The 21,916-nt window shown below is 44.8% G+C and carries 24 protein-coding genes; 21 read left to right on the forward strand and 3 right to left on the reverse strand.

Features of this window, described 5'->3' with window-relative positions; all coding sequences use genetic code 11:
• Positions 1–395 precede the first annotated feature (395 nt).
• Complete coding sequence (locus tag HY200_09485) at positions 396–1,628, forward strand: DEAD/DEAH box helicase (protein MBI3595175.1); 1,233 nt, start codon at positions 396–398, stop codon at positions 1,626–1,628.
• A gap of 12 nt (positions 1,629–1,640) precedes the next feature.
• Here the strand turns inward: HY200_09485 and HY200_09490 are convergent, their stop codons facing one another.
• Positions 1,641–2,777 carry a citrate synthase gene (locus HY200_09490; protein MBI3595176.1) on the reverse strand — a complete coding sequence of 379 codons (1,137 nt, stop codon included), beginning with the start codon at positions 2,775–2,777 and terminating at the stop codon, positions 1,641–1,643.
• 270 nt (positions 2,778–3,047) lie between these two features.
• Between HY200_09490 and hemF the strand changes: the two genes are divergently transcribed.
• The 10 genes from hemF (at position 3,048) to HY200_09540 (ending at position 13,228) form a co-directional block, all read left to right on the forward strand.
• Positions 3,048–3,854, forward strand: a complete 807-nt coding sequence (gene hemF / locus HY200_09495; GenBank protein ID MBI3595177.1) for an oxygen-dependent coproporphyrinogen oxidase — start codon at positions 3,048–3,050, stop codon at positions 3,852–3,854.
• Positions 3,855–3,934: 80 nt separating this feature from the next.
• Positions 3,935–5,407 (forward strand): anthranilate synthase component I, encoded by a 1,473-nt coding sequence (trpE, locus tag HY200_09500; protein ID MBI3595178.1) that lies wholly within the window; start codon positions 3,935–3,937, stop codon positions 5,405–5,407.
• Between the two features lie 30 nt (positions 5,408–5,437).
• Positions 5,438–6,019, forward strand: coding sequence for an aminodeoxychorismate/anthranilate synthase component II (locus tag HY200_09505; protein ID MBI3595179.1), 582 nt, complete (start codon positions 5,438–5,440; stop codon positions 6,017–6,019).
• On the forward strand, positions 6,016–7,035 hold the full coding sequence (trpD, locus tag HY200_09510; GenBank protein MBI3595180.1) for an anthranilate phosphoribosyltransferase: 1,020 nt from the start codon (positions 6,016–6,018) through the stop codon (positions 7,033–7,035). Before HY200_09505 ends, trpD begins: the two co-directional genes overlap by 4 nt.
• A gap of 57 nt (positions 7,036–7,092) precedes the next feature.
• Positions 7,093–7,917 (forward strand): indole-3-glycerol phosphate synthase TrpC, encoded by an 825-nt coding sequence (trpC, locus tag HY200_09515; GenBank protein ID MBI3595181.1) that lies wholly within the window; start codon positions 7,093–7,095, stop codon positions 7,915–7,917.
• Positions 7,918–7,921: 4 nt separating this feature from the next.
• Complete coding sequence (locus HY200_09520) at positions 7,922–8,536, forward strand: phosphoribosylanthranilate isomerase (GenBank protein ID MBI3595182.1); 615 nt, start codon at positions 7,922–7,924, stop codon at positions 8,534–8,536.
• Positions 8,533–9,735 (forward strand): tryptophan synthase subunit beta, encoded by a 1,203-nt coding sequence (gene trpB, locus HY200_09525; protein MBI3595183.1) that lies wholly within the window; start codon positions 8,533–8,535, stop codon positions 9,733–9,735. Before HY200_09520 ends, trpB begins: the two co-directional genes overlap by 4 nt.
• A gap of 11 nt (positions 9,736–9,746) precedes the next feature.
• The gene (locus HY200_09530) at positions 9,747–10,544 is read left to right on the forward strand and encodes a tryptophan synthase subunit alpha (protein MBI3595184.1); all 798 of its coding nucleotides are present in this window, start codon (positions 9,747–9,749) and stop codon (positions 10,542–10,544) included.
• Positions 10,545–10,612: 68 nt separating this feature from the next.
• On the forward strand, positions 10,613–11,608 hold the full coding sequence (locus tag HY200_09535) for a potassium channel protein (protein MBI3595185.1): 996 nt from the start codon (positions 10,613–10,615) through the stop codon (positions 11,606–11,608).
• Positions 11,609–11,722: 114 nt separating this feature from the next.
• On the forward strand, positions 11,723–13,228 hold the full coding sequence (locus tag HY200_09540) for an HD domain-containing protein (GenBank protein MBI3595186.1): 1,506 nt from the start codon (positions 11,723–11,725) through the stop codon (positions 13,226–13,228).
• Positions 13,229–13,300: 72 nt separating this feature from the next.
• On the opposite strand, the gene HY200_09545 is transcribed toward HY200_09540, so the two are convergent.
• Entirely contained in the window at positions 13,301–13,957 is a 657-nt protein-coding gene (locus HY200_09545) for an outer membrane beta-barrel protein (GenBank protein MBI3595187.1), read from the reverse strand.
• A gap of 251 nt (positions 13,958–14,208) precedes the next feature.
• Here HY200_09545 and HY200_09550 point away from each other — a divergent pair, with 251 nt between their 5' ends.
• The 3 genes from HY200_09550 (at position 14,209) to HY200_09560 (ending at position 17,407) form a co-directional block, all read left to right on the forward strand.
• Positions 14,209–14,580: a response regulator gene (locus HY200_09550; GenBank protein ID MBI3595188.1), complete on the forward strand. Its 372-nt coding sequence runs from the start codon at positions 14,209–14,211 to the stop codon at positions 14,578–14,580.
• A 114-nt stretch (positions 14,581–14,694) separates the two neighbouring features.
• A complete protein-coding gene (locus HY200_09555; protein ID MBI3595189.1) occupies positions 14,695–17,055 on the forward strand; it encodes a 6-phosphofructokinase in 2,361 nt (786 codons plus the stop codon).
• A 103-nt stretch (positions 17,056–17,158) separates the two neighbouring features.
• Complete coding sequence (locus HY200_09560; GenBank protein MBI3595190.1) at positions 17,159–17,407, forward strand: hypothetical protein; 249 nt, start codon at positions 17,159–17,161, stop codon at positions 17,405–17,407.
• A gap of 93 nt (positions 17,408–17,500) precedes the next feature.
• Here HY200_09560 and HY200_09565 read toward each other — a convergent pair whose 3' ends face one another.
• Positions 17,501–17,911, reverse strand: coding sequence for a PilZ domain-containing protein (locus HY200_09565; protein MBI3595191.1), 411 nt, complete (start codon positions 17,909–17,911; stop codon positions 17,501–17,503).
• 160 nt (positions 17,912–18,071) lie between these two features.
• On the opposite strand from HY200_09565, the gene HY200_09570 reads away from it, so the two are divergent.
• From HY200_09570 to HY200_09600, 7 genes are all read left to right on the forward strand, one after another.
• Positions 18,072–18,365 carry a GYD domain-containing protein gene (locus tag HY200_09570; protein ID MBI3595192.1) on the forward strand — a complete coding sequence of 98 codons (294 nt, stop codon included), beginning with the start codon at positions 18,072–18,074 and terminating at the stop codon, positions 18,363–18,365.
• Between the two features lie 247 nt (positions 18,366–18,612).
• Positions 18,613–19,002, forward strand: a complete 390-nt coding sequence (locus HY200_09575; protein ID MBI3595193.1) for a CBS domain-containing protein — start codon at positions 18,613–18,615, stop codon at positions 19,000–19,002.
• A gap of 59 nt (positions 19,003–19,061) precedes the next feature.
• A complete protein-coding gene (locus tag HY200_09580; GenBank protein MBI3595194.1) occupies positions 19,062–19,514 on the forward strand; it encodes a CBS domain-containing protein in 453 nt (150 codons plus the stop codon).
• Positions 19,515–19,732: 218 nt separating this feature from the next.
• Positions 19,733–20,038: a type II toxin-antitoxin system RelE/ParE family toxin gene (locus HY200_09585; protein ID MBI3595195.1), complete on the forward strand. Its 306-nt coding sequence runs from the start codon at positions 19,733–19,735 to the stop codon at positions 20,036–20,038.
• 12 nt (positions 20,039–20,050) lie between these two features.
• On the forward strand, positions 20,051–20,350 hold the full coding sequence (locus HY200_09590; protein ID MBI3595196.1) for an XRE family transcriptional regulator: 300 nt from the start codon (positions 20,051–20,053) through the stop codon (positions 20,348–20,350).
• 178 nt (positions 20,351–20,528) lie between these two features.
• Entirely contained in the window at positions 20,529–20,819 is a 291-nt protein-coding gene (locus HY200_09595) for a BrnT family toxin (GenBank protein ID MBI3595197.1), read from the forward strand.
• Positions 20,803–21,018 carry a BrnA antitoxin family protein gene (locus HY200_09600; protein ID MBI3595198.1) on the forward strand — a complete coding sequence of 72 codons (216 nt, stop codon included), beginning with the start codon at positions 20,803–20,805 and terminating at the stop codon, positions 21,016–21,018. The genes HY200_09595 and HY200_09600 overlap by 17 nt, the downstream gene beginning before the upstream one ends.
• Positions 21,019–21,916 lie beyond the last annotated feature (898 nt).

The raw sequence follows: 21,916 nt of genomic DNA on the forward strand, positions 1-21,916 counted from the left end.
AATGTAAATCTATTCCGCAATATAATTTCATCGGATCCCTCCTTGGTTAAGTCATATTTGAAGAGGCTATTATAGCCCCTTTTGAATAACCTCCGAGGGATCTCTATTCTCCTCTCCGCTCTAATGCTATCAGGTCTATTTTCTTGTCATTTAAATGGATTGCGATGATCGAACGCCCTCACGATAAAGTCTTGAAAGAAGGAAAGGTCTCCTTATAAATGAGAATTTGTTCCCTGACGCTTTATTTATCAGAGTGCTATTCGAGGAGACTAGGTGTATTTCGATAAAACATTAGGACTATTTTAAGAGTTTAATAAGGAGGTGATTTGATCCCATTGAGGATTCAAGAAAAAAGCCGCGTTGACTTTTCTGCCAATTTTGTTTAATATATCAGTATGCTTTTTACAGATCTTTCTCTTTCTGACGGGTTACTCAGGAAGATTAAGAGTTTGAATTTCTCTCAATGTACCCCGATCCAGGAAAAGACCCTTCCGCTCACTCTGCAAGGAAAAGATGTCGCAGGTCAGGCTCAAACCGGAACCGGAAAAACTGCCGCATTTCTAATTGCCCTGTTCAATCGGCTCCAGACCCTTCCTAAAAGATCTTCTGAGGAGGGTTCTCCCTTGTCGCTTGTCATTGCGCCCACCCGAGAACTGGTATTGCAAATCAAACAGGACGCGTTGCATCTCAATCCCGACGACCAATTTAAGATCCATGCCGTTTTTGGTGGAATGGATTATGAAAAACAGCTCAATCAATTCAAAGAGGGGGTGGATCTCTTGATCGGAACCCCAGGCCGATTGATCGATTACTTTAAACAGAAATGTTACCATTTGAAATCAATCAAAATATTGGTTATCGATGAAGCAGATCGTATGTTTGACATGGGATTTATTCCGGATTTGAGATATCTGCTTAGAAAAGCGACTCCATATCATCAGCGTCAGACACTTCTTTTTTCGGCAACGCTCAATTTCAAGGTGATGGAACTGGCTTACGAGCATATGAATAATCCCGAAAAAGTGGTGATATCACCTGAACAGATGACCGCGGACAAAGTGGAGCAGATTCTTTATCATGTCGAAAAATCCAAAAAGTTTTTTCTCCTTCAAGGATTATTGGAAAAGATTCCTTCGGCACGCGTCTTGATTTTTGTGAATACCAAACAGGCAGGTGAAGAGATTTGTAACCGCCTGGAACGAAGAGGAAAAACCGTTCGGGCTATTACCGGAGATATTCCCCAGATTCAGAGGGTGAAAATTATGGAAGATTTCAAAAAAGGAAATCTGAATCTACTGGTGGCGACCGATGTGGCTTCGAGAGGGCTTCATATTGACGGAGTGACTCATGTGATCAACTACGATGTTCCGCAAGACCCCGAAGACTATGTCCATCGGATTGGGCGTACGGCCCGGGCAGGCGCCGAGGGGATTGCCATAACCCTTGCGTGCGAAGATTATGTCTACGGATTGGAGGCAATTGAAGAATATATCCTGCAGAAAATTCCTGTTGAATGGGCTGAAGAAGATCTCTTTTTGGATCTCCCTCATACGCCCTTCCGGGGAAAAAAGAAATCAGCCCGCCCGGTTCTAAATCGCAAAAGAAAAGAATTTAAATCCCGAAAATAATCCGGCGATCCGTTAACCCCTCTTGGCGACGGGTACGTAGTGGATGCCTCTTACTCCTTCATAAATTTCGGTGGGTCTGAAGATGTGGTTGTCTTTGACCTGCTCAAGCCAATGTGCCAGCCATCCTGAAACTCTTCCCATGGCAAAGAGCGGCGTAAAGAAGTCGGAGTCAATTCCCATTTTGTCGTAAATGATACCCGAATAGAAATCGACGTTTGAATAAAGCCCTTTATGTGAAAGAAGTTTTTCGGCTGCCCTTTCAGTCTCTTCTGCAATTTCGTAAAGCGGAGATTTTCCGACCTGGTCAAAGAGTTTTTTAGAGACCTTCTGAAGAATCGATGCCCGGGGATCTTTGACTTTGTATTCCCTGTGACCGAACCCCATGATCTTTTCCTTTTTAGCAATTTTTTTCTCCAGGTAGCTGACCGCATTGGACCTGTCTCCAATTTCCCGCAACATGATCAGAACCTCTTCATTGGCTCCGCCATGTAAAGGTCCCCGAAGCGTTCCAACTGCCGATGATACAACGGTGTAAGGATCGGCCAAAGTGGAGGCGGTGACCATTCCTGAAAAAGTCGACGCGTTCATGGTATGTTCGGCGTGAAGGATCAGGCAGATGTCAAGCGCCCGCGCCACCGTAGGGTGGGGAATCTTTCCACCCAGCATGTATAAGAAATTTTCGGAATGGCCGAGATCCTCTCGAGGGACGATATGCTGGTCGCCTCCCCGCATTCGATAATAAGCTGCAATAATCGTAGGTATCTTCGCGATCAGGCGTACCGCAGAAATATATTGTGTTTCAGCATTGATGACATCTTTTGATTCATAAAACATTCCAAGGGCCGCAACCGTGGCCTGTAGAACATGCATGGGGTGGCCGCTTTCCGGGAGGCATTTCATCAAATCTGTAATCCTGAATTTGATTCGGCGATGTTCACGAATATCTGCATCAAATCGGTCCAGTTCTTTTTGTGAAGGAAGTTTTCCGAAAAGGAGAAGATACGCGGTTTCTATAAATGTGCTGTGCTCCGCAAGCTGTTCGATCGATATTCCCCGATATTCCAGCAAACCCTTTTGTCCGTCAAGATAACTAATTTTGGATTTTGCCGCCGGAACTCCCGCGAGACCTGGTGAGTAAGCATATTCCATGTCCGTTTCTCCCTGGTTAAATGCTGAATAGGCTATAAAAAGATATTAACTGAATCATTACAATCGCTCTCTTACTGAATATAAAGTAGTCTTGGCACTTAATCGAATTATAACATGATCCTTTCTTTTGGCAATCAGGAGGCAGGCAATGACAATCGATTGAAATTATTATTGAATTGGATTATATTATTCAAAAATTAAATTGATTTGAATTCAATTCGAACCATTGCCGTTGAATGCCAAAGCTCCATTCTAAACTCCACGTGTAAAATGACAAAAGAAAATCTTCGTAACGAAGCTGAAAAATATTTTTTAGATCTGAGAGACCGAATCTGTTCAATTTTTGAAGAGATTGATGAAGGAGGTGTGTTTCAGAGAAGCCCCTGGCAAAGAGAAAAAGGGGGGGGTGGGGTTATCTCTCTCATGAAGGGAAAGGTTTTTGAGAAAGTGGGGGTGAACTGTTCCACCGTTTTTGGAGAACTTGATTCCGAGTTCGGACAAAAGCTACCTGGATATCAAAAATATTTTTTCGCGACCGGAATCTCCTTGGTGGCCCATATGTTCAATCCAAAGGTTCCTGCAGTACATATGAATCTTCGTTATATTGAAACAGACCATCCCTGGTTCGGCGGCGGAACGGATTTGACTCCCTTTTTTCCTTTTGAAGAAGATACCCGCGATTTTCATCAGGCTTTAAAGGCCGCCTGCGATAAACATCATCCCGAATACTACCCCAAGTTCAAGAAATGGTGTGACGAATACTTTTATCTGGAACATCGAAAAGAGCCAAGAGGAATTGGAGGAGTCTTTTTTGACTACCTGGATGACGATATGGAGAAGAAATTCCTGTTTATCAAAGAGATCGGTGAAGCTTTTCTCGATGTTTATCCAAAGATCGCTTCTCGCAGAAAAAAACTTCCCTTTACCGATGAAGAAAAGGAACACCAGCTTTACCGGCGCGGACGATACGTCGAGTTTAATCTGATGTATGACCGGGGAACCCTTTTTGGATTAAAGACCGGTGGCAATATTGATGCAATTCTGATGTCCCTCCCTCCCATTGTGAAATGGAAATAGTCCCCCGTATTCCCTCTCTTTCACTTTAGTCGCCAGTATGATATGTTAAGTGGATTAACGATTGTAAACGACGGTATTTCTTGTATTTTCCGAACTTCAAAGATTTCAAACAAAAGTCAAAAGAAGGGAATCTAATCCCGGTTTTCAGGGAAGTTCTGGCCGATTTCGAAACGCCGGTTACCGCATTTCTCAAAATAGACCAAGGTGACTACTCTTTTCTCCTGGAAAGCGTCGAACAAGGAGAAAAAATCGGCCGGTATACTTTCATGGGGAGTACCCCTTTTCTGGTTTTTGAGAGTAAGGGAAAACAGGTGACCCTCATTCGAGACGGAAAGAAGGAAGTGATCCGGGATGTAGCCGATCCCCTCCTTAAGCTTCAGGAACTGATGGCGTCTTTCAAACCGGTTGCGGTGGACGGAATTCCCCCGTTTCACGGGGGTGCAGTGGGTTATATCAGTTATGATGCGGTCCGGTTCATGGAAAAAATCCCGGATCTTCTTCCGGATCCCCTCAAAGTCCCGGATCTCTTTTTCCTCATTACAGATACAATCCTTGTCTTTGATCATATCAATCATCGAATAAAAGTCATTTCAAATGCCTGGATTAAATCTGACGTTCAGAAGGCTTATGACGAAGCCGTCCGAAAAATAAACCGAATTATCAAGCGATTAGAATCGAAATTCCTTAAACCGAAGGAAAAAGTCGCCGCAAAAAAGAGTTCTCCCCTTTTTTACGAAACCTCGAAAAAAGAATTCTTAAAAGCGGTTGCGTCCGCAAAAGAACATATCCGCGCAGGTGATATTTTCCAAATCCAGATTTCCCAAAGGATATCAAAGTCAATTTCGGTTGATCCCTTTACCCTTTACCGGGCGCTCAGGCAGGTTAATCCTTCTCCCTATCTTTTCTATTTAAAGCTGAAGGAATTGAAAATTGTCGGTTCATCACCCGAACTATTGGTACGATCCGTGAATGGTAAGGTACAGACCCGGCCAATCGCCGGGACCTATAGAAGGGGTACAACAAAGGAAGAAGATCTCCAACTTGAAAAGAAGCTCCTGGCAGATCCGAAAGAGAGAGCAGAACATGTGATGCTGGTTGATCTGGGAAGAAACGATCTCGGGCGGGTTTGCGATTACCATTCCGTTCACGTGGATGAATTCATGATTATTGAGAAGTATTCCCATGTCATGCATATTGTTTCAAATGTCGTGGGAGATTTAAATAAGGGGAAGAACGCGTTTGATTCATTGAAGGCCTGTTTTCCCGCCGGGACTCTAACCGGGGCGCCCAAAATACGGGCCATGGAAATTATTGAAACCCTTGAAAAAAGCCGGAGAGGGGTCTACGGCGGAGCGGTCGGCTACTTCTCTTTTTCTGGAAATCTGGATACGGCCATCGCGATCCGTACGATGGTGGTACACAAAAACAGAGTCTATTTTCAGGCGGCTGCCGGAATTGTTGCTGATTCTGTTCCGGAGAGCGAATATGAAGAGACGCTGAATAAAATGAAAGCGCTGATGAAAGCCCTGGAATTAGCGGAAGAAGGATTATAGAAGGCGGATAACCGGACAGGCTCACTATAGATGATACTTGTTATTGATAATTACGACTCTTTTACCTATAACCTGGTGCAATATCTTGGGGAACTTGATCAGATGCTCGAGATTCGCCGAAACGATGAAATTACCCTGTCTGAAATAGGAAAAATGACGCCGGAACGGATCGTAATTTCTCCTGGTCCTGGTACGCCGAAACAGGCTGGTATTTCGATCGATTTGATTCGCCGTTTTGGAGGTGAAATTCCGATTCTGGGAGTCTGTCTCGGTCATCAGGCAATTGCCGAAGCTTTCGGAGGGGATGTCGTTAGAGCCGAAAGGTTAATGCACGGCAAGACTTCACCGATATTTCATGATCAAAAAACCATTTTTAAAGGGCTGCTCTCTCCCTTCGAAGCGACGCGATATCATTCCCTGATCGTGAAGAAGGAGACGCTTCCTTCGTGTCTTGAAATATCAGCTTATACTGCGGAAGACGAGATCATGGGGGTGCGACATAGGGAATATCTCATCGAAGGGGTTCAGTTTCACCCTGAATCGATTTTAACATCTGAGGGAAAAAAACTTTTGAAGAATTTCGTCCATTTGAAACCGGTTACCACCCGATGAGCCAGGTTTTAAAGAAAGCACTTTCGAAACTGATCGAAAAAATATCTTTGACTGAAGAGGAATCTTACGAGGTGATGAAACAGATCATGGAGGGCGTTGCGACAGAATCCCAGATTGCCGCCTACATGACTGCGCTTCGGATGAAGGGCGAAACCGTACTGGAAATTATCGGTTCAGCAAGGGCGATGAGAGAGAAAGCAACCCGGATTTCACCGCATGTGTCGGTCATCGTTGATACTTGCGGAACAGGAGGAGATCAAAAGGGAACGTTCAATATTTCAACCACGGCCGCATTTGTCCTCGCCGCCGCGGGATTGACGGTTGCCAAGCATGGGAACCGTTCGGTTTCTTCTTCCTGTGGAAGTGCCGATGTCTTGAAAAGTATCGGTGTGAATATTGAATTGACTCCCGAAAAAGTGGAAGCACTGATTAATAAAATCGGGATTGGCTTTTTGTTTGCCCCGTTATATCACGGTTCGATGAGACATGCCAAAAAGCCGAGAGAAGAGGTCGGCATCCGGACGATTTTCAACATCTTGGGCCCTTTAACCAATCCCGCTTCCGCTACGATTCAGGTTTTGGGAGTCTATCAGGCAGAGTTGACCGAAATCATGGCCAAAGTCTTGATAGGATTGGGGACTGAACACTGCTTCGTCGTCCACGGGATGGATGGACTCGATGAGATCAGCCTGACGGATAAGACGCTTATTGCTGAAGGTGTGGATGGTGTCGTCAAAAGCTATATCATTGAACCGGAAGATTTTGGATTTAAGAAGTGCACGATGAACGATTTGGCCGGGGGGTCTGCGGAGGAAAACGGGAAGATTCTACTTGAAATTTTAAAAGGCGAGAAAGGTCCCAGACGGGAAATTGTCCTTTTGAATGCGATTCCGGCCCTTGTTGCGGCCAAAAAGGCGAAAAACTTTAAAGAGGCTATTCCCCTGGCGGCAGCAGCGATTGACTCGGGAAAGGCCCTCCAAAAACTACAGAATTTGATCGAATTTTCCAATCTATAATCGTTCGTATTATTTTTCATTCCAATGGTTCAACAATTTAATGATTAAACAGTCCCCATGTTTTTAGATGAAATCGTCTCCCGGAAAAAAGAAGATGTCCGGGCGAAAAAAAATAAGAAATATCTCGCTGAATTAAAATCGAAACTTGTCCGCCTGCAAGAGCGAAACGGGAGGTTGCCCGGTCATTCATTTCAGGAAGTGCTTTCTCAGCGCGAAAAATTTCCAACCGCCACGCCGCTCCATCTGATTGCGGAGATCAAGAAAGCTTCTCCTTCGAAAGGAATTATTCGTGAAAAATTCGAACCTGTTGAAATAGCCGGAATCTATGAAAACGCGGGGGCAACGGCCATTTCAGTTTTGACGGAAGAGCATTTCTTTATGGGCAGCGTGGCACATCTGGAGGAGGTTCGAAATAAAGTTGAACTACCGCTGCTCAGGAAAGATTTTCTGGTTGATGAAATCGAATTAATGGAAGCCAAGGCCTATGGCGCATCGGCCGTACTCCTTATTGTCGCTCTGCTTGAACCAAATCAGATGGTAGAGTATTTTTTGCAGGCCAAGGAAATCGGATTGGATGTCCTGACCGAAGTCCATTCGGAAAAAGAACTTGAAAAGATATTAGAATGGGCCCCGGTCATTGGCATTAATAACCGGGATCTGACCACCTTTGATGTCGATATCGGCACGACGCTTCGCTTGTTGAAATATATTCCGAAGGATAGGGTGATCGTAAGTGAAAGCGGGTTGAGTAAGAAGGAGGATCTATTACCCTTAATCGAGCGAGGTGTTCAGGCGGTCCTTATTGGTGAGACCTTTATGAAAGAAACCGAAATTCAGACTGCCATTGAGAATCTCTTTCCAAAAAAGAGGATTCTGGAGTGAAGGCGTGATCCGGATAAAGATATGCGGAATTACCAATCTGGAAGATGCCCAAGCGGCGGTAGACGAAGGTGCGGATGCGATCGGATTTATTTTTTATCCGAAGAGCCCCCGCGTCATTTCATACCGGCAAGCGGGGGAAATCGTCCGAGCACTTCCGCCTTTTGTTTCTGCAGTAGGTGTTTTCGTTAATGAATCGGCAGATAAAATTCGCGAAGCGGCAAAAGTGGCCTCCTTGTCCCATGTTCAGCTTCATGGGGAAGAATCGCCTCTGTTTTGTGAAAACCTGGGTTTAAGCGTGATCAAGGCATTTAGAATTTCTGTTCCGGAAGATCTGGATCCGATCAAGAATTTCGCGGTGAGGGGAATTCTGCTTGATTCATATCAAAGGGGAGAGTTCGGGGGAACAGGAATACCCTTTGACTGGAAAATGTTGAATCGATTTTCTTCAAGTAAACCGGTCATCTTGTCAGGAGGTCTGAATCCTGACAATATAAGAGAAGCGATCGAGCAATATACCCCAAATGCCGTCGATGTCAGCAGCGGAGTAGAAAAAAGCCCGGGGATAAAAGAGAGGGAGAAAATGAAACGGTTTATTCAGTTGGCCAGAGGGATTCGATGAAATCAAAGGTCCCGGATGATAGAGGTTATTTTGGCGACTTTGGAGGAAAGTTTGTTCCCGAAACTTTGATTCCGGCGCTTGAGGAACTCGAATCCGCTTATTTCCGCGCGAGAAAGGATGTTGCTTTCCAGAAAGAGGTCAGAGAACTCCTTCGTCATTATGTCGGGCGGCCCACACCGCTCTTTTTTGCCAGCCGGTTGACTGAAAAGCTGGGAGGGGCGAGAATTTACCTGAAAAGAGAAGACCTCTGTCACACCGGCGCTCACAAAATAAATAATACGATCGGACAGGTTCTCCTTGCCAAAAAGATGGGAAAGAAGCGAATTATCGCTGAGACCGGGGCAGGCCAGCATGGCGTCGCGACCGCAACAGTCTCCTCCCTGATGGGAATGGAATGTGAAGTTTATATGGGTCTGGAAGATATGGAACGGCAATCGCTCAACGTCTTCCGGATGAATCTTCTGGGGGCGAAAGTGACTCCGGTCAAAATTGGAAGCAAGACTTTAAAAGATGCCATTAGCGAGGCAATGCGGGATTGGACGACCCATATCCGGACGACTCACTATGTCCTAGGATCGGTATTAGGAGCGCATCCTTACCCCATGATGGTGAGAGACTTTCAATCGGTTATCGGGGTCGAGGCGAGAAAACAGATTCTTAAAGAAGAGCGAAAGCTTCCGGATTATTTAATTGCCTCTGTTGGGGGAGGGAGCAACGCGATCGGTCTTTTCTATCCCTTTCTGAATGACCGAAAAACGAAAATGATCGGTGTTGAAGCGGGAGGGAGAGGACTTTCAGCAGGAAATCATGCTGCCCGATTTGCCGGTGGCAGACCCGGTGTTCTTCAGGGAACTCATACCTATCTTCTCCAGGACCGGAAGGGACAAATTCAGTTGACTCATTCAGTTTCGGCTGGGCTCGATTACGCGGCCGTAGGTCCGGAACATAGTTATTACCGGGAGAAAAAGCGGATTGAATATTCCTGGGTGGGAGATGCCGAGGCGCTTAGGGCGTTTGACCTTCTGAGCAAAACCGAAGGAATCATTCCGGCTCTCGAAAGCGCTCACGCCGTGGCCCAAGTTGCAAGAATTGCGCCAGAACTCTCGAGGAGAAAAATCATCGTGGTCAATCTTTCCGGCAGGGGTGATAAAGATGTCATGCAGGTGGCTCGAATGAAAGGTTTCCCGTTGAAATGGTAAGAGTCTACAGGTTGAACCGGATCGAAAAATCGTTTCAGAAATTGAAATTGAGGGAGGAGAAAGCGCTCATTACCTATGTGATGGCCGGTGACCCGGATCTCAGAACCACACAAAAAATTATCGCGGCGCTTGAAGATGGAGGAGCGGATTTAATCGAACTAGGAGTTCCCTTTACGGATCCGTTAGCAGACGGCCCGGTGATTCAAAAAGCCGCAGGGCGTGGTTTAAAAAGCGGAACAGATCTTGCCGGCATTTTCAGGATGGTGAAGTCCGTTCGCAAACATAACCAAATTCCTATCATTCTCATGAGTTACTTTAATCCCGTTTTACAATATGGCCTGAGACGATTTTGTCTCCACGCCTGTCAAGCTGGGGTTGATGGCGTCATTATTCCCGATCTTCCGGCCGGGGAATCGGATACCTGGACTTCCCTGGCGAATGAATCCGGATTGGATACCATATATCTCCTGGCTCCTACGAGTTCCGATCAAAGGATCAAGAAAGTATCCGAGGATTCCTCCGGTTTCATTTACTATGTTGCCCTCACCGGAATTACCGGCGCTAAACTCACTTTTTCCAATGAAATTGGGAGCAAAATTGGGTATATTCGAAAAAGAAGCCAGCTTCCCATAGCCGTTGGATTCGGGATCTCCTCTCCGGGTGACGCTTACAAAATTTCGCGAAACGCCGACGGCATTATTGTAGGATCCGCTATTGTCGGAAAAATCGAAAAAAGCGCACGTTCGGCTTTAGTCCCCTCACTGACGAAATTTGTTTCCTCGCTGAAAAAAGCCATACTCAAACCCTAAGGATTTCTTTTGAAGATTTCCACTTGATTCAAATCATTCTATTAAAGGTATTGAAGGTCAAATAACAGATGGACTGGGAAAAACAGATTGGGAAGGTCGTCCTGACCTTTGTTGTGGTCATTATATTGGGCGTTGCTGGCCTGATGACAGTGGAAGGGTGGTCGTTTCAGGACGCCTTATATATGACCATTTTGACTCTATCGACGGTAGGATACCGGGAAGTGAGACCTCTTTCGCCAGCCGGTCAGATCTTTATTATGATTTTTATCGTAATCGGAGTAGGCTCGTTTCTCTTTGTTATAACGACCATAGCCGAATACGTGGTTTTTGGTCACCTGAAAGGAGCACTGGGAAGGAAAAAAATGAAAAATAGAATCAGTAAATTGACGGGACACTATATTATTTGCGGCTTCGGAAGAGTCGGACAAGAAGTAGCCCAGGAGTTGAAAAGAGAAGGAAACGATCTGGTTGTGATTGATATTACGGCAGCCTCGATCGGCAAATGCGATCAAATGGGGTATAACTATATCGAAGGCAATGCGTCCGATGAACAGGTGCTGATCGATGCGGGAATTATGAAGGCAGCTGGTCTTGTTACGGCGACCGATTCTGATGCGGAAAATGTGTATGTAACGCTCAGTGCTAAAGATTTGCGTAAGGACATTTACGTCGTGGCCAGGGCCAGCACCGAAGGGGCCCGAGGAAAGCTATTCAAAGCAGGTGCGGATCGGGTGATTTCTCCCTATAGCATAGGAGGAAAGAGAATCGCGGGGATGCTCCTTAGGCCCAATGTGGTCGAGTTTCTTGACTTTGTATTGCATTCTGCCGAGATGGATTTATTCATGGAAGAGATTGAAGTGCGTGAGAAATCTAGATTTGACGGTTTGACCGTCGGTGCGGCGAAACAGATGCAGAATTCCGGAGCCAACATACTGGCGATCAAAAAGAAATTGGAGAATAAGATTGTCGCGAGTCCGGAAACCACTATTAAAATTGAAAGGGGAGACCTTCTTATTATTCTTGGCACAAAAGGACAGCTAAAAGATCTGGAACAGTTTCTCTAACAGCAGCCAATGGTAGAGCGTAATTATCGTATCGTGGTATAATAGTGACGAGAGGAACGGAGTAGATTGGATCCATCAAATGGGTGAAAGTGCAATCGGTGTTTAACGATACTGATGCCGAAAACGGAGCAGATTGCCATGAATCCGAAAGTGGAATTGTACGAAGACCGGTTAAGTTTTTTAAACAAAAAAATTCCTGTTTCTGAAAAACTTAAATTGATTCATCAAATCATCAGAAATCGTGTTACCTGCGTTGACCGGATCGCGGTGATCCTGCACGATTCCAAGAGCGATCTGCTAAAGACTTTTATTTACAGCAGCGATGAAGATCATCCCTTAATTCGATATCAGGCCAAACTCTCCAAAGTTAAATCGTTAAAGACCATTATGGAGAGCGAGCAGGCAAGGGTTGTAAATGACCTTACCGTTTTCGAAGGAGGACGAGCTGAACATACAAAAAGGATTGCTTCGCAAGGATTTGGCTCCAGTTATACGTTGCCGATGTTCCTAAACGGACAATTCCTTGGTTTTGTCTTTTTTAACTCATACGAGAAAAATTCCTTTCAAGCAGAAATTCTTGGGGAACTTAATTTTTTCGGTCATTTCATCTCTTCGCTTGTTTCAACGGAACTGGCGTCCATTCGAATGATGCTGTCGACAATTCAGGCAGCCAAGGAGATCAGCTCATACCATCATTTGGAAACAGGTCAGCATATTGACCGGGTTTCGCATTACGCGCGGCTGATCGCCCAGGAAATTGCCCCGCTCTATGGATTTTCTGACGAATATATCGAAAACATTTTTCTTTTCTCGCCTTTACACGATATCGGTAAGGTGGGTGTTCCGGAGAATTTGCTCAAAAAGAATGAGAAACTTTCCGGCGATGAAATCGAAGGGCTCAAGAAACATGTGATCATCGGACGTAAGATTATTGATTCTATCATCAAGGATTTTGGGCTTGATACGCTTCCACATGCCACAATGCTCCGCAACATGGCGGAATATCACCACGAGACCCTGGACGGATCTGGATACGTTCTTGGTTTACAAGGACAACAAATTCCGATAGAAGCACGCATTATCTCTGTGGCAGATATATTCGATGCCCTGACCAGTTCCCGCAGTTATAAAACGGCCTGGTCAAATGATGAGGCGTTTGCGATGTTACAACAACTGGCAGGGATAAAACTTGATAAGGATTGCGTCCGAGCCCTCACGCAAAACCCTGAAAAGGTGAGAGAAATCCAGGAAGGATTTAAAGAGAGTCTTCACCCGCCTATGATAGGAAAACGAAGGTACCCAAGAATCAAAATGGCTGTGAAAGGAGATTTTCGAATTCTCCTCCCTGAAAAAGATAAAAAAATTTATCCGATCAGGACCAAAAATCTGGGGCGGAACGGATTGATGTTCGATTCGTCAGTTCTTCTTGCCGTAGGGACTCCGTTGCAAGTCAGACTCTATCCTTTTTCCGATGAAATTACTTTTATTGCCGTTGTGGCCTGGATTGAACCGGGCGCAGATGTTACCTCGCGAATCCATCACGTCGGTATTGAATTCAAACCGATCCGACAGGCTTCCCTGCTCCTCATCGATTTTCTTCTGCAAGCTCCCCCCAGCTGAAATTCCACCCATTCCAGGTATTTCTGCTCTCCTTCTGTCGCAATTGACCCTGGCATCGCAGCGACCCCGGGATCACTGGAAATGGTACGCTGTGCTTAAAATCATACCAAATCCGCTTCCATTTAACCCGGACGGAAGCTTACCGCTTGTGCTGACACCGGCCCCTTGTGTGAAATCAACATAGTGATAGGCGAGGCCGAATCCGGCAGAAATATTAGGCGTAAAATAGTGGTCTACTCCCCCTTCAAAATTAAAGGATATACCCGTGTATTTGGCGTCTCCGATCTGAAATGGAGAAGCCATCGAAGCGCCATCTTTGACCGTTAGCGTATTGAGTCCCAGTCCGAGCATCAGGTAAGGTTGGGTCTCCCCAAACTCTTGAAAACTATACTTATAATTAAAATTGAGAACACTGTAATTGACGTCAAAATTAAGTCCCTGCCAGGTCGAGCGATGGGTTGATGCCTGGTAATTTATTTCAAGCGCACTTTCGGGTGTATATCCAAATCCAAATAAGAATCCAAAACCAAATGCATTGTCTATTTTTGGAACCAGCAATGTTTCATTGCCATCTGTCGAAACGTATCCTCTTTTACCGTCAAAATCGGACTCGATGGAATTGTACGGAAAATCGACGCCAAGACTAAACCCTTTTTTTGCGAAGACCACTCCCGTACCGTTTAGAAGAAACGTTCCAAATATAAATGCGACTACAAGCAATTTCTTCATTTTGATTCCTTTCATTGAACCTGATTTATAGGATGAATATTCAATAAGTTCATATTCCCATAGAATTGCATCACTCGTTTCAACTCGATATTTCGCGCAAGTCCCCTCAATCTAAACATCTACGTTGAACATGTCAATCACCTGCTCAAAAAATCGGAATTTTCCTAGGCCAAAATCAGAAAATGTCCTATACCATTCTATTCTCAAATCTGACCTAATAGAGGATAAATTCTTATAGAAGCAAAATGGATATGAAAAAACAGGGTTTGAAAAATATATTGGTGGTTGACGATGATCAGAACCTATTGGATATCATCCGGGAAATTTTAGACCACACTTATAATGTCTATACTGCACCGATGGGATACGATGCGTTGAGAATTATTCATGATCATGCTATTGATCTGATGACCATTGATTTCCTCATGCCAGAAATGACCGGCATTGATTTCTTAAAAGAAATAAAAAAATTTAACGATCATCTTCCCTTTATCATCATCAGCGGACATTTACCGGAAGAATTATTAAAATACGACTTGTTTTGTCAATCCTCTGGATTTCTTCCAAAACCCTTCACGATTCAAGAGCTCAGAGACCTGGTGGCAAACATTTTGAAAAAATAAAGGGTGAGGGAACCAACGGATTTGTCAATTGAAGGTTCTCGAAAAACGTGCTAGCTTTAAGTCATTTCTTCTGCCAAATGATATTGGCATTTGCCTGCTCTGAAAAATGAAATCATGGAACCTCTGCAAAACACCGGTGAAAAAGGACTTGAGTTTGTAACGAACGAAGGACTTCTGGCCTACGGCGAGACGATGGCCAGACTCTCGTCTGTTGTTATTAGCCCGAATACGGAAAAGCTCGAACTTCCGCCCCAGCCTCTACCCTCTACAGACCGTGAACAGAGTAGCTTGAACGCCAGGGATGCCGTTCGACAATTGGTGAGGCAGTCCCAGAGTGGTTTTCCTGATGCCGAGACCTATCGCAAGTCACGGCAGAAACTGCTTAAAGAAGTCTGCAACGACGATTCACTTGTCTATTACGCGGCTTGGAATCTGGTCTTGGCAGAAGGCGGCCTGGCGCCGCTGCTACGGGCGCCGATTGGTCGAGTGCAAAAACCAACCCAACGTCGTCCTGCCGCAATCGTGCCGAGGCCTCACCTGACGCCGCAACTACTGGAAGGCCGGATAGTTCTTGATCTCGGGAATGAACGGTTTTGGCTTCTTCCTCGCGATCTCACTGGCCGCTCCCTGTTATTTACCATGCGCCATGGTGTATCTCGGGTCGAGAGCAAAACGCATCGGGTTGGTCGACGACTGGCCAATCACCTCGATCCGGAGAGAGGTGTTCCCAAGGCCGATGCCGTTGGAAATGCATTGGCAAAAATGCTGGGTATCATTAGCCGCCAGCTTGAATTTTTGCAGGTGCCAAATTATCTCGATTCCGGAAAATTCTCACACCGGATCAGCCGAAGTCCGAATACGCGTCAATTGTTCAAGCGGGTGATTACGGCAATCGATCCAAAAGGTGCTTCGACCGTGACGCCGATGTTCGAACCGACACTCGAGTCTCAAGATTTCGGCTGGGTTACCGGTGTTGACAAGCAAACTGAAGTGGAAGAAGCCGCGCGAATCTTCGGCTGCGATCGCCAACAGGCAAAACGACTGATCAAACATCCGCTCTATTGCTATCCCGGGGGTCATTCCTTTTTCGACCTTTACGTCGATGTCGTAGATGGGTTCCACCGGATCGCCCTGACAGAGGAAGGCGGTGTAGGCTGTCTCTATACCCATAGTTCGACTCTCAGGGCCTTGATCATCTACCTGGATCAGAGACCGTTTCATGAGGCTTTTACCGAGTTTGGTGAATATAAGGAGGGACAGGACAATGTAGTCCTTCTTTCATTTGAAAATGGCCAGTTTTCCGGTTATTCGAGCGCGGTTGGACTTTCCGCACAGGAAAAAACGGCACGTGAGGCCTGGGTCAGCGTGGAACGAAACCGAGCCGATCGGGTAACCCTCAGGCCTCGCAAGATAAAACAGCTTGTTGCGCTGGTCTCGGGTGGTGATTTTGCAGGTGCCGGTGCTTCGCTGAAAGAACTCAGTGTAACAGGGGATCGTTTAGGGTTAAGAATTTACTTTGTCCGGCACGGCTTTCTTGGGCTGGCCAACAACTGGATAGAACCGGTTACCGAACGGGAAACCCGCGGAATGGCCGGTATGGCCAGCGCCTCGATCGGTAGCAGTCGGTTTGAAGCATTTAAAGAAGAGACTGTGCAAGAGGTTGTGTTTCAGCACTTAAAGCCGTATCTTGAAGAGGGCGCTCTGATTGTGCTGGGAGGCGACGGCAGTCTGCGAGGTGCTCGCGCGTTGTTCGAGGGGTTTGGAGTACAGGTGGTTGGAATACCGGGTTCAATCGATAACAATATCAACGGAACCACCTCCCTGGGCTTTCATTCCGCCGTAGCACTGGCGAATCAGTCGTTTGAATCTCTCAAGGCAACCAGTGCGGCGATGGGGAGCATTTTCTTTGTGGAAGTCATGGGTGCCGGATCCGGCCACCTGGCGTTGGCCTGCGCATACCAGGCACGCGCCGAGGGGGTCCTGGTGAATGAGCATCCGGATCCGGATGCCTATATTGATCAGGTGATTTTAGGGACACTGAAAAGAAGCCTGGGTGTGCCGAATAAAAGTCACCTCTTCATTGTCGCGGAAAAGACACCACACCGCCACCACCCCGCCGGTGGGGTCCACGGCCTGAGTGAGTATGTTGCGCAGACCATAGCCAATTGGCCGCAACTTCAGATTGCAAAGGGAATCTACCCTTTGTCTGTGGCGGCCAAGGCGATTATCCTTGGCCATACATTGCGGGGAGCGCCGCCAGTGCCAGAGGACAAGACCTTGGCGCAACAAATGGCCTATGAGGCGGTTCGTCGCCTGGTTGAACGACCTGAATCGGTGGTGGGCTGTATTCTGGCCGGGAATCATTCGGGTTCCGTCGAGTCAATTCCCCTTCATGCCTTCTCCTTTAAGCCGTTTGACTGGGAACTCTTTGCCCGTATGCATGAGAACTATCCGTTCAGCCAGCCGAAGGTCTGACTCCTGGTGTTTTCTCATTTGACGTTTTAGGATTACTGGCCCCGTCAGGACTCAAAAATAATCACAGATACATTCTGCAATCCACAATCTTGGATCCTCGTGAATGATTTCGAGATTCAACTTCTTGCTCATACTAGCCTCTTTCTATACGCTTCCAGAGAGTCAAATCTACCATTCAGCGGGACCGGGGGCTTCCGGTGGTTGGACAATTATTGCCATCCACGACTCGATGAAGAGCTGGGAACGATTTCGTGAAGAGGTTCTCGGGCCAGCGATGGCCAAAGGAATCACGGTCGGTTTTACGTCTTCACCGCAGGAGCTGACCTTTGAGGTTGATACGCATCTGACTTAATGCAACAGGCCACAGCACTCTGGTAGAGAATGAGGTTTGCTGTTCTTGCCTGTCCTGCTGGGCCGGACAGACGTCAGTCTTAATCATGCCACCTTAACGTTTGATCTTCGTCGAACGAGTATTTTTCTTTGGTTTCATTTTAGGTTTAAACAGATGGGTGTATAAAATATAGTGGACATCCAAAAGATTATTCTGTGAAATTTTTAGAAAACGCATCCCGCATTTAAATCCGGAGTTTTTTCTAAGCATTGGACTATCTGCCCAGACGATCTCCGCTGTAAATGGAATAGCATGGTTGTCGAAAAACAGGTTCATTTCAAGTCGGGTTCCTTTTGCAAGCGGAATAGAAGATTCGATCATTAATCCGCCGCATCCAAGCATTTTAACAAAAGTGGGAAGAGGTTTAGAGACTTCACCGGCGGGGATCCGAAAATTTCCATCTAGCTCCAGTTCAACTCTAGGATGTTTCCTTTGAAAATCCATATTTTTAGGGTGACTTGTCATGATTAGAATTCAGTATAACAGATATTTTCAGTTCTGCTGGGTCCATTGACAAAAATCTTTTCGTCTTCCCCAAAAGTGTACTTTCCTTGATTTTCTTCAATCAGCAGGATTACTCTTGAAGCAGGACAATGAACAACTCAGCTTATAAAGGAGGAATAAGATGCCGACCTATATTATGCTCAGTACTCTGACGGATGGTGGAAGCATAACCTTAAGATCAAAACCGGAAAGAATAAAGGAGGTTAATAAAGAAATAGAAGCGATGGGAGTGAAGATTATCAATCAATACGCGACGCTTGGAATTTACGACTTCGTCAATATTCTGGAAGCTCCCGACAACGACACCGTGACCAAGCTCTCGGTAGAACTCGGTTCCCGTGGAACCGTCCGGATTACCACACTTCCGGCTATGTCGATAGATCATTTTATTTCGATCCTGAAAAAGAAAAAATAATAAGGGATTGCTTTAATCATTCCACGATCTGAACATATTTTGAATGATACGGAGGTGAGTAAGTTGTCCCATACCTTCCTGGAATTCACGAGCCTGACCCGCTCTCCCGATATTTGACTGCAAATGCGAATCTTTTTTTCAGCGATTTAGTGAAGGGTAAACTTGATACTTTATCTTCCGATTTGATAAAATCATTGTGCAAGGTGGGATGTCACAAAAGTGTTTGTAATTTTGAGGAGGGTAAAATATGCAAAAGGTGAAAGAAATTATGACGACGAATCCTGTTAGAGTGGAAGCTTCTCAAACGGTCCGGGAAGCCGTAAAGATTATGACTGAAAAGAAAATAGGAAGTATTGTCGTGTATAGAAGGGGCGAAATTGTCGGAATTCTGGAAGAAGGAGATATCTTAAAAAATGTCCTCTGTAAGGATCTAAATCCCTATGTTACGAAGGTGGAAGATGTGATGTCGACCCTTCATACCATAAACGAAGATAAGATGGATGATGAGGCTAGTCAGATGATGATAGAACATAGCGTGCGGCATATTACGGTTTCTGAGAATTCGAAGGTAGTGGGTGTTATTTCCATGTTTGATTTAATGAGACCGATATATACACGTAAGGGCTTTGGGCATTAATCACAATTACAAAAAGTTAACCCATATTTATTTGATTAAAAAGGAAAAAGTGTAAATCGATGAAAGTTAAAGACTTGATGACAGTCAAGGTCCGGACGGTATCCCCTGAAGACAAGATTGACAGGGTCTTTTTTTTTATGAATTTTGAACAGATCCGCCACCTTCCTGTTGTGAAAAAGGGGAAGGTTGTAGGCATTCTTTCAGACCGAGACTTAAAGAAAGTATTTGGATCCTTAAAAATGAATGAGATAAATGCGTTAAATGATAATCAGAAAGTTGTATTTGTTGTCAAATCGAGAATTGTTCGGACGATTATGAGAAGAGGTGTGCTAACGATTCACCCTAACGCCGAGGCTTATGAGGCCGCAGCAGTCATGGCCAAGAGAAAAATTGGAGCCCTCCCTGTCGTGAAAAATGAGAAACTTGTCGGGATTATTTCTGCCACAGATATACTCCATGCTTTTGTTAAGCTTTCGGTAAGCGGAGATCCTCTGGTCAAGAAATACAATTGAATCCCCGAACCTATTTTGAATTAGTGCCGACCGTTTATTGGGTTTTTCTGTCTTGAAACTACTGCCAATTCCTTCCAGGAGTCCACAAGGCTGGGCTCTTCCTCTCTATACTCGATTGTTTTTGGTAATCCTCTCCCAAAATGATCTTGGGACACCGGTAGTATCGCATAATCAAACAACAACATGACAGTATGTCCTAAATATGGGACATTATTTATATGAAACCCGCTCTGTTTCATCCCAAGGTAAGAGCTATTTTGAGAACATTCCCAGAGGAAGTGCGACGAGAGCTGGGAAAAGCGATCTTTGACTTACAGAAGGGGGCTATACTGGGAATGCCTTTATCCAAACCCATCCCATCTATTGGGCCGGGGGTAGATGAACTGAGGATAAAGGATCGTTCCGGTGTATTCAGAGTCTTTTACTTATCCAGGAGAGCCAGTGCAGTATTAATATTTCATGCGTTCCAAAAAAGACTCAAAAGACCATCCAAAGGGATATTGAATTGGGACAGAAAAGATTAAAGGAGATGCTCGATGAAAAAAACTAAAGCGATTGTTGCCAAAGATGCGTTTGAACTGGCGCAAGTGTTGGGACTTTCAATTACTGACGGCTTTGAAATCAAAATGCGCAGTGATTTGAACGATAAAATTATTTCTGTCACGGAGAAAAAGGGACTCACACACGCTCAAGTAGCGAAACTTGCCGGCACCTCCAGAACTCGCATAACAGCGATCATGAATCGTAACACAGCCGGCGTCTCAACTGATCTCATGCTCCGCATCATCGCTTCCCTTGGTGTTCAAGCAAAGATAGTATTTGAGAAGGCCGCATAAAAAGTTAATTTTATGCAAATTCATAGAAAGAGACGCAAACATCCTTCCAGAAAGCCTCAGGCCCGCCATCTGCCATTTCCTTCAAGACTATAAGCGGCAATCAATAGCAAAACCCAACCTAATCCACTTGAATTGACAGCGAATTAGATTTGATATCTATATAATATATAGATATAATATAAACATGATTGAGTTTGAGTGGGATGAACGGAAAAATGAATCTAACCGTAAGAAACATGGGATTTGGTTTGAGGAGGCCCAACAGGTATTTGATGATCCAAGTGGATTGGTTTTTTATGATGAAGGCCACTCAAACGATGAGGATCGGTTTCTTTTATTAGGATTGAGTGGTTCTTCTAGAATATTAGTTGTTGTATTCTGTGAAAGATGGAAAAACAAAATTGTTCGTATCATTTCGGCTAGAAAGGCGACGAAAAAGGAGATTAAAAAATATGAAGAAGGAATATGATTTTTCAAAAATGAAAGCTGTAAAAAATCCTTATGCCTCAAAAAAGAAAGCCGTTGGAATTAATCTAAGCGCGGAAGTTATTGATTATTTCAAAGGACTTTCGAAAGAAGCGGGAATTCCATATCAAACTCTGATAGATCTTTACCTGCGTGATTGCGTGAAAAGTAAAAAGAAACCAAAGTTTGAATGGGCGGCGTAGCAACTGGTCTGTGGATTATTTTTGTAAATCCTTAACTTTTAAAGTACTCTCGGTTACTGACTCGTGAGTAACAAAAGATACGAGTTTTTAATTAATGTCTATTTTTATATTAAAACCGAAAACTGTACAGGAGAAAGAAAAGGGAAAGATTTAATTTTCATCTATTGGAAATGAAAAAGCAGGCGAGTTTACCGGTCATTATTCCCGTTGGAAGTCCTCACAAAAGAAATATTATTTCTCCATCAGTCGAATTGAATAGTCCATTACATAAGAAGTTTTTCAAATTAGCCAGTTTGCTGGTGACATTTTAATTTTGAAAAATATAGTTTTGTTGCAGAACATTTTTGCTAAAGCGGGGAGAGGTCCACAATGGATTGGAGCCCGTGTTATCGCCGTGAAGCGGCGAGTGGGGTATTTTTCATAATGGGCAGAAATTAAAACTGTATAAGCCTTTGATTTATTTTAAATAAAAAACAGACGAAAAGATAAGATCTCGACGCTGGGAAAGGTGAAGAGCGCGTCGCTACGCAAGCGAGGAAGTGTCCCCAACGAGATTTGAACTCGTGTTACCGCCGTGAAAGGGCAAAACACATAATTTTATAAATGCTTGATCTTAGGTGGATTTTTCGTTTTCTCTTTTAAATTTAATGGTTTCCGCATTCCTGCCAATTCTATGTATTTCCTCTGATTCTGTGGATAACAGGACAGTCGGTACTAAATCGGTACTAGTCAACTATACCGACCTGAAATCAACTGGTTCTCTGCCTGATACTCCTCATGGAATGTCTTGAAATGTTTCTGTCGTTAAATTTATTATTGTGACTCCAATCATTTTTAATTTTCCAAAGAATCACAAATTTCGGCTCTGTTATGAGTTCGGATCAATAACCCGTTATAA

This window comes from Nitrospirota bacterium (genome assembly GCA_016194305.1).
Lineage (GTDB): Bacteria > Nitrospirota > Nitrospiria > JACQBW01 > JACQBW01 > JACQBW01.

Coding starts and splice junctions, on each gene's coding strand:
- trpB (MBI3595183.1), top strand. CDS start 8,533: ATGAAATCAAAGGTCCCGGATGATAGAGGTTATTTTGGCGACTTTGGA.
- HY200_09580 (MBI3595194.1), top strand. CDS start 19,062: ATGAAAGTTAAAGACTTGATGACAGTCAAGGTCCGGACGGTATCCCCT.
- HY200_09555 (MBI3595189.1), top strand. CDS start 14,695: ATGGAACCTCTGCAAAACACCGGTGAAAAAGGACTTGAGTTTGTAACG.
- hemF (MBI3595177.1), top strand. CDS start 3,048: ATGACAAAAGAAAATCTTCGTAACGAAGCTGAAAAATATTTTTTAGAT.
- HY200_09485 (MBI3595175.1), top strand. CDS start 396: ATGCTTTTTACAGATCTTTCTCTTTCTGACGGGTTACTCAGGAAGATT.
- HY200_09505 (MBI3595179.1), top strand. CDS start 5,438: ATGATACTTGTTATTGATAATTACGACTCTTTTACCTATAACCTGGTG.
- HY200_09560 (MBI3595190.1), top strand. CDS start 17,159: ATGATTTCGAGATTCAACTTCTTGCTCATACTAGCCTCTTTCTATACG.
- HY200_09575 (MBI3595193.1), top strand. CDS start 18,613: ATGCAAAAGGTGAAAGAAATTATGACGACGAATCCTGTTAGAGTGGAA.
- HY200_09535 (MBI3595185.1), top strand. CDS start 10,613: ATGGACTGGGAAAAACAGATTGGGAAGGTCGTCCTGACCTTTGTTGTG.
- trpC (MBI3595181.1), top strand. CDS start 7,093: ATGTTTTTAGATGAAATCGTCTCCCGGAAAAAAGAAGATGTCCGGGCG.
- HY200_09550 (MBI3595188.1), top strand. CDS start 14,209: ATGAAAAAACAGGGTTTGAAAAATATATTGGTGGTTGACGATGATCAG.
- trpD (MBI3595180.1), top strand. CDS start 6,016: ATGAGCCAGGTTTTAAAGAAAGCACTTTCGAAACTGATCGAAAAAATA.
- HY200_09570 (MBI3595192.1), top strand. CDS start 18,072: ATGCCGACCTATATTATGCTCAGTACTCTGACGGATGGTGGAAGCATA.
- HY200_09545 (MBI3595187.1), bottom strand. CDS start 13,957: ATGAAGAAATTGCTTGTAGTCGCATTTATATTTGGAACGTTTCTTCTA.
- HY200_09585 (MBI3595195.1), top strand. CDS start 19,733: ATGAAACCCGCTCTGTTTCATCCCAAGGTAAGAGCTATTTTGAGAACA.
- HY200_09590 (MBI3595196.1), top strand. CDS start 20,051: ATGAAAAAAACTAAAGCGATTGTTGCCAAAGATGCGTTTGAACTGGCG.
- HY200_09600 (MBI3595198.1), top strand. CDS start 20,803: ATGAAGAAGGAATATGATTTTTCAAAAATGAAAGCTGTAAAAAATCCT.
- HY200_09540 (MBI3595186.1), top strand. CDS start 11,723: ATGCCGAAAACGGAGCAGATTGCCATGAATCCGAAAGTGGAATTGTAC.
- HY200_09565 (MBI3595191.1), bottom strand. CDS start 17,911: ATGACAAGTCACCCTAAAAATATGGATTTTCAAAGGAAACATCCTAGA.
- HY200_09490 (MBI3595176.1), bottom strand. CDS start 2,777: ATGGAATATGCTTACTCACCAGGTCTCGCGGGAGTTCCGGCGGCAAAA.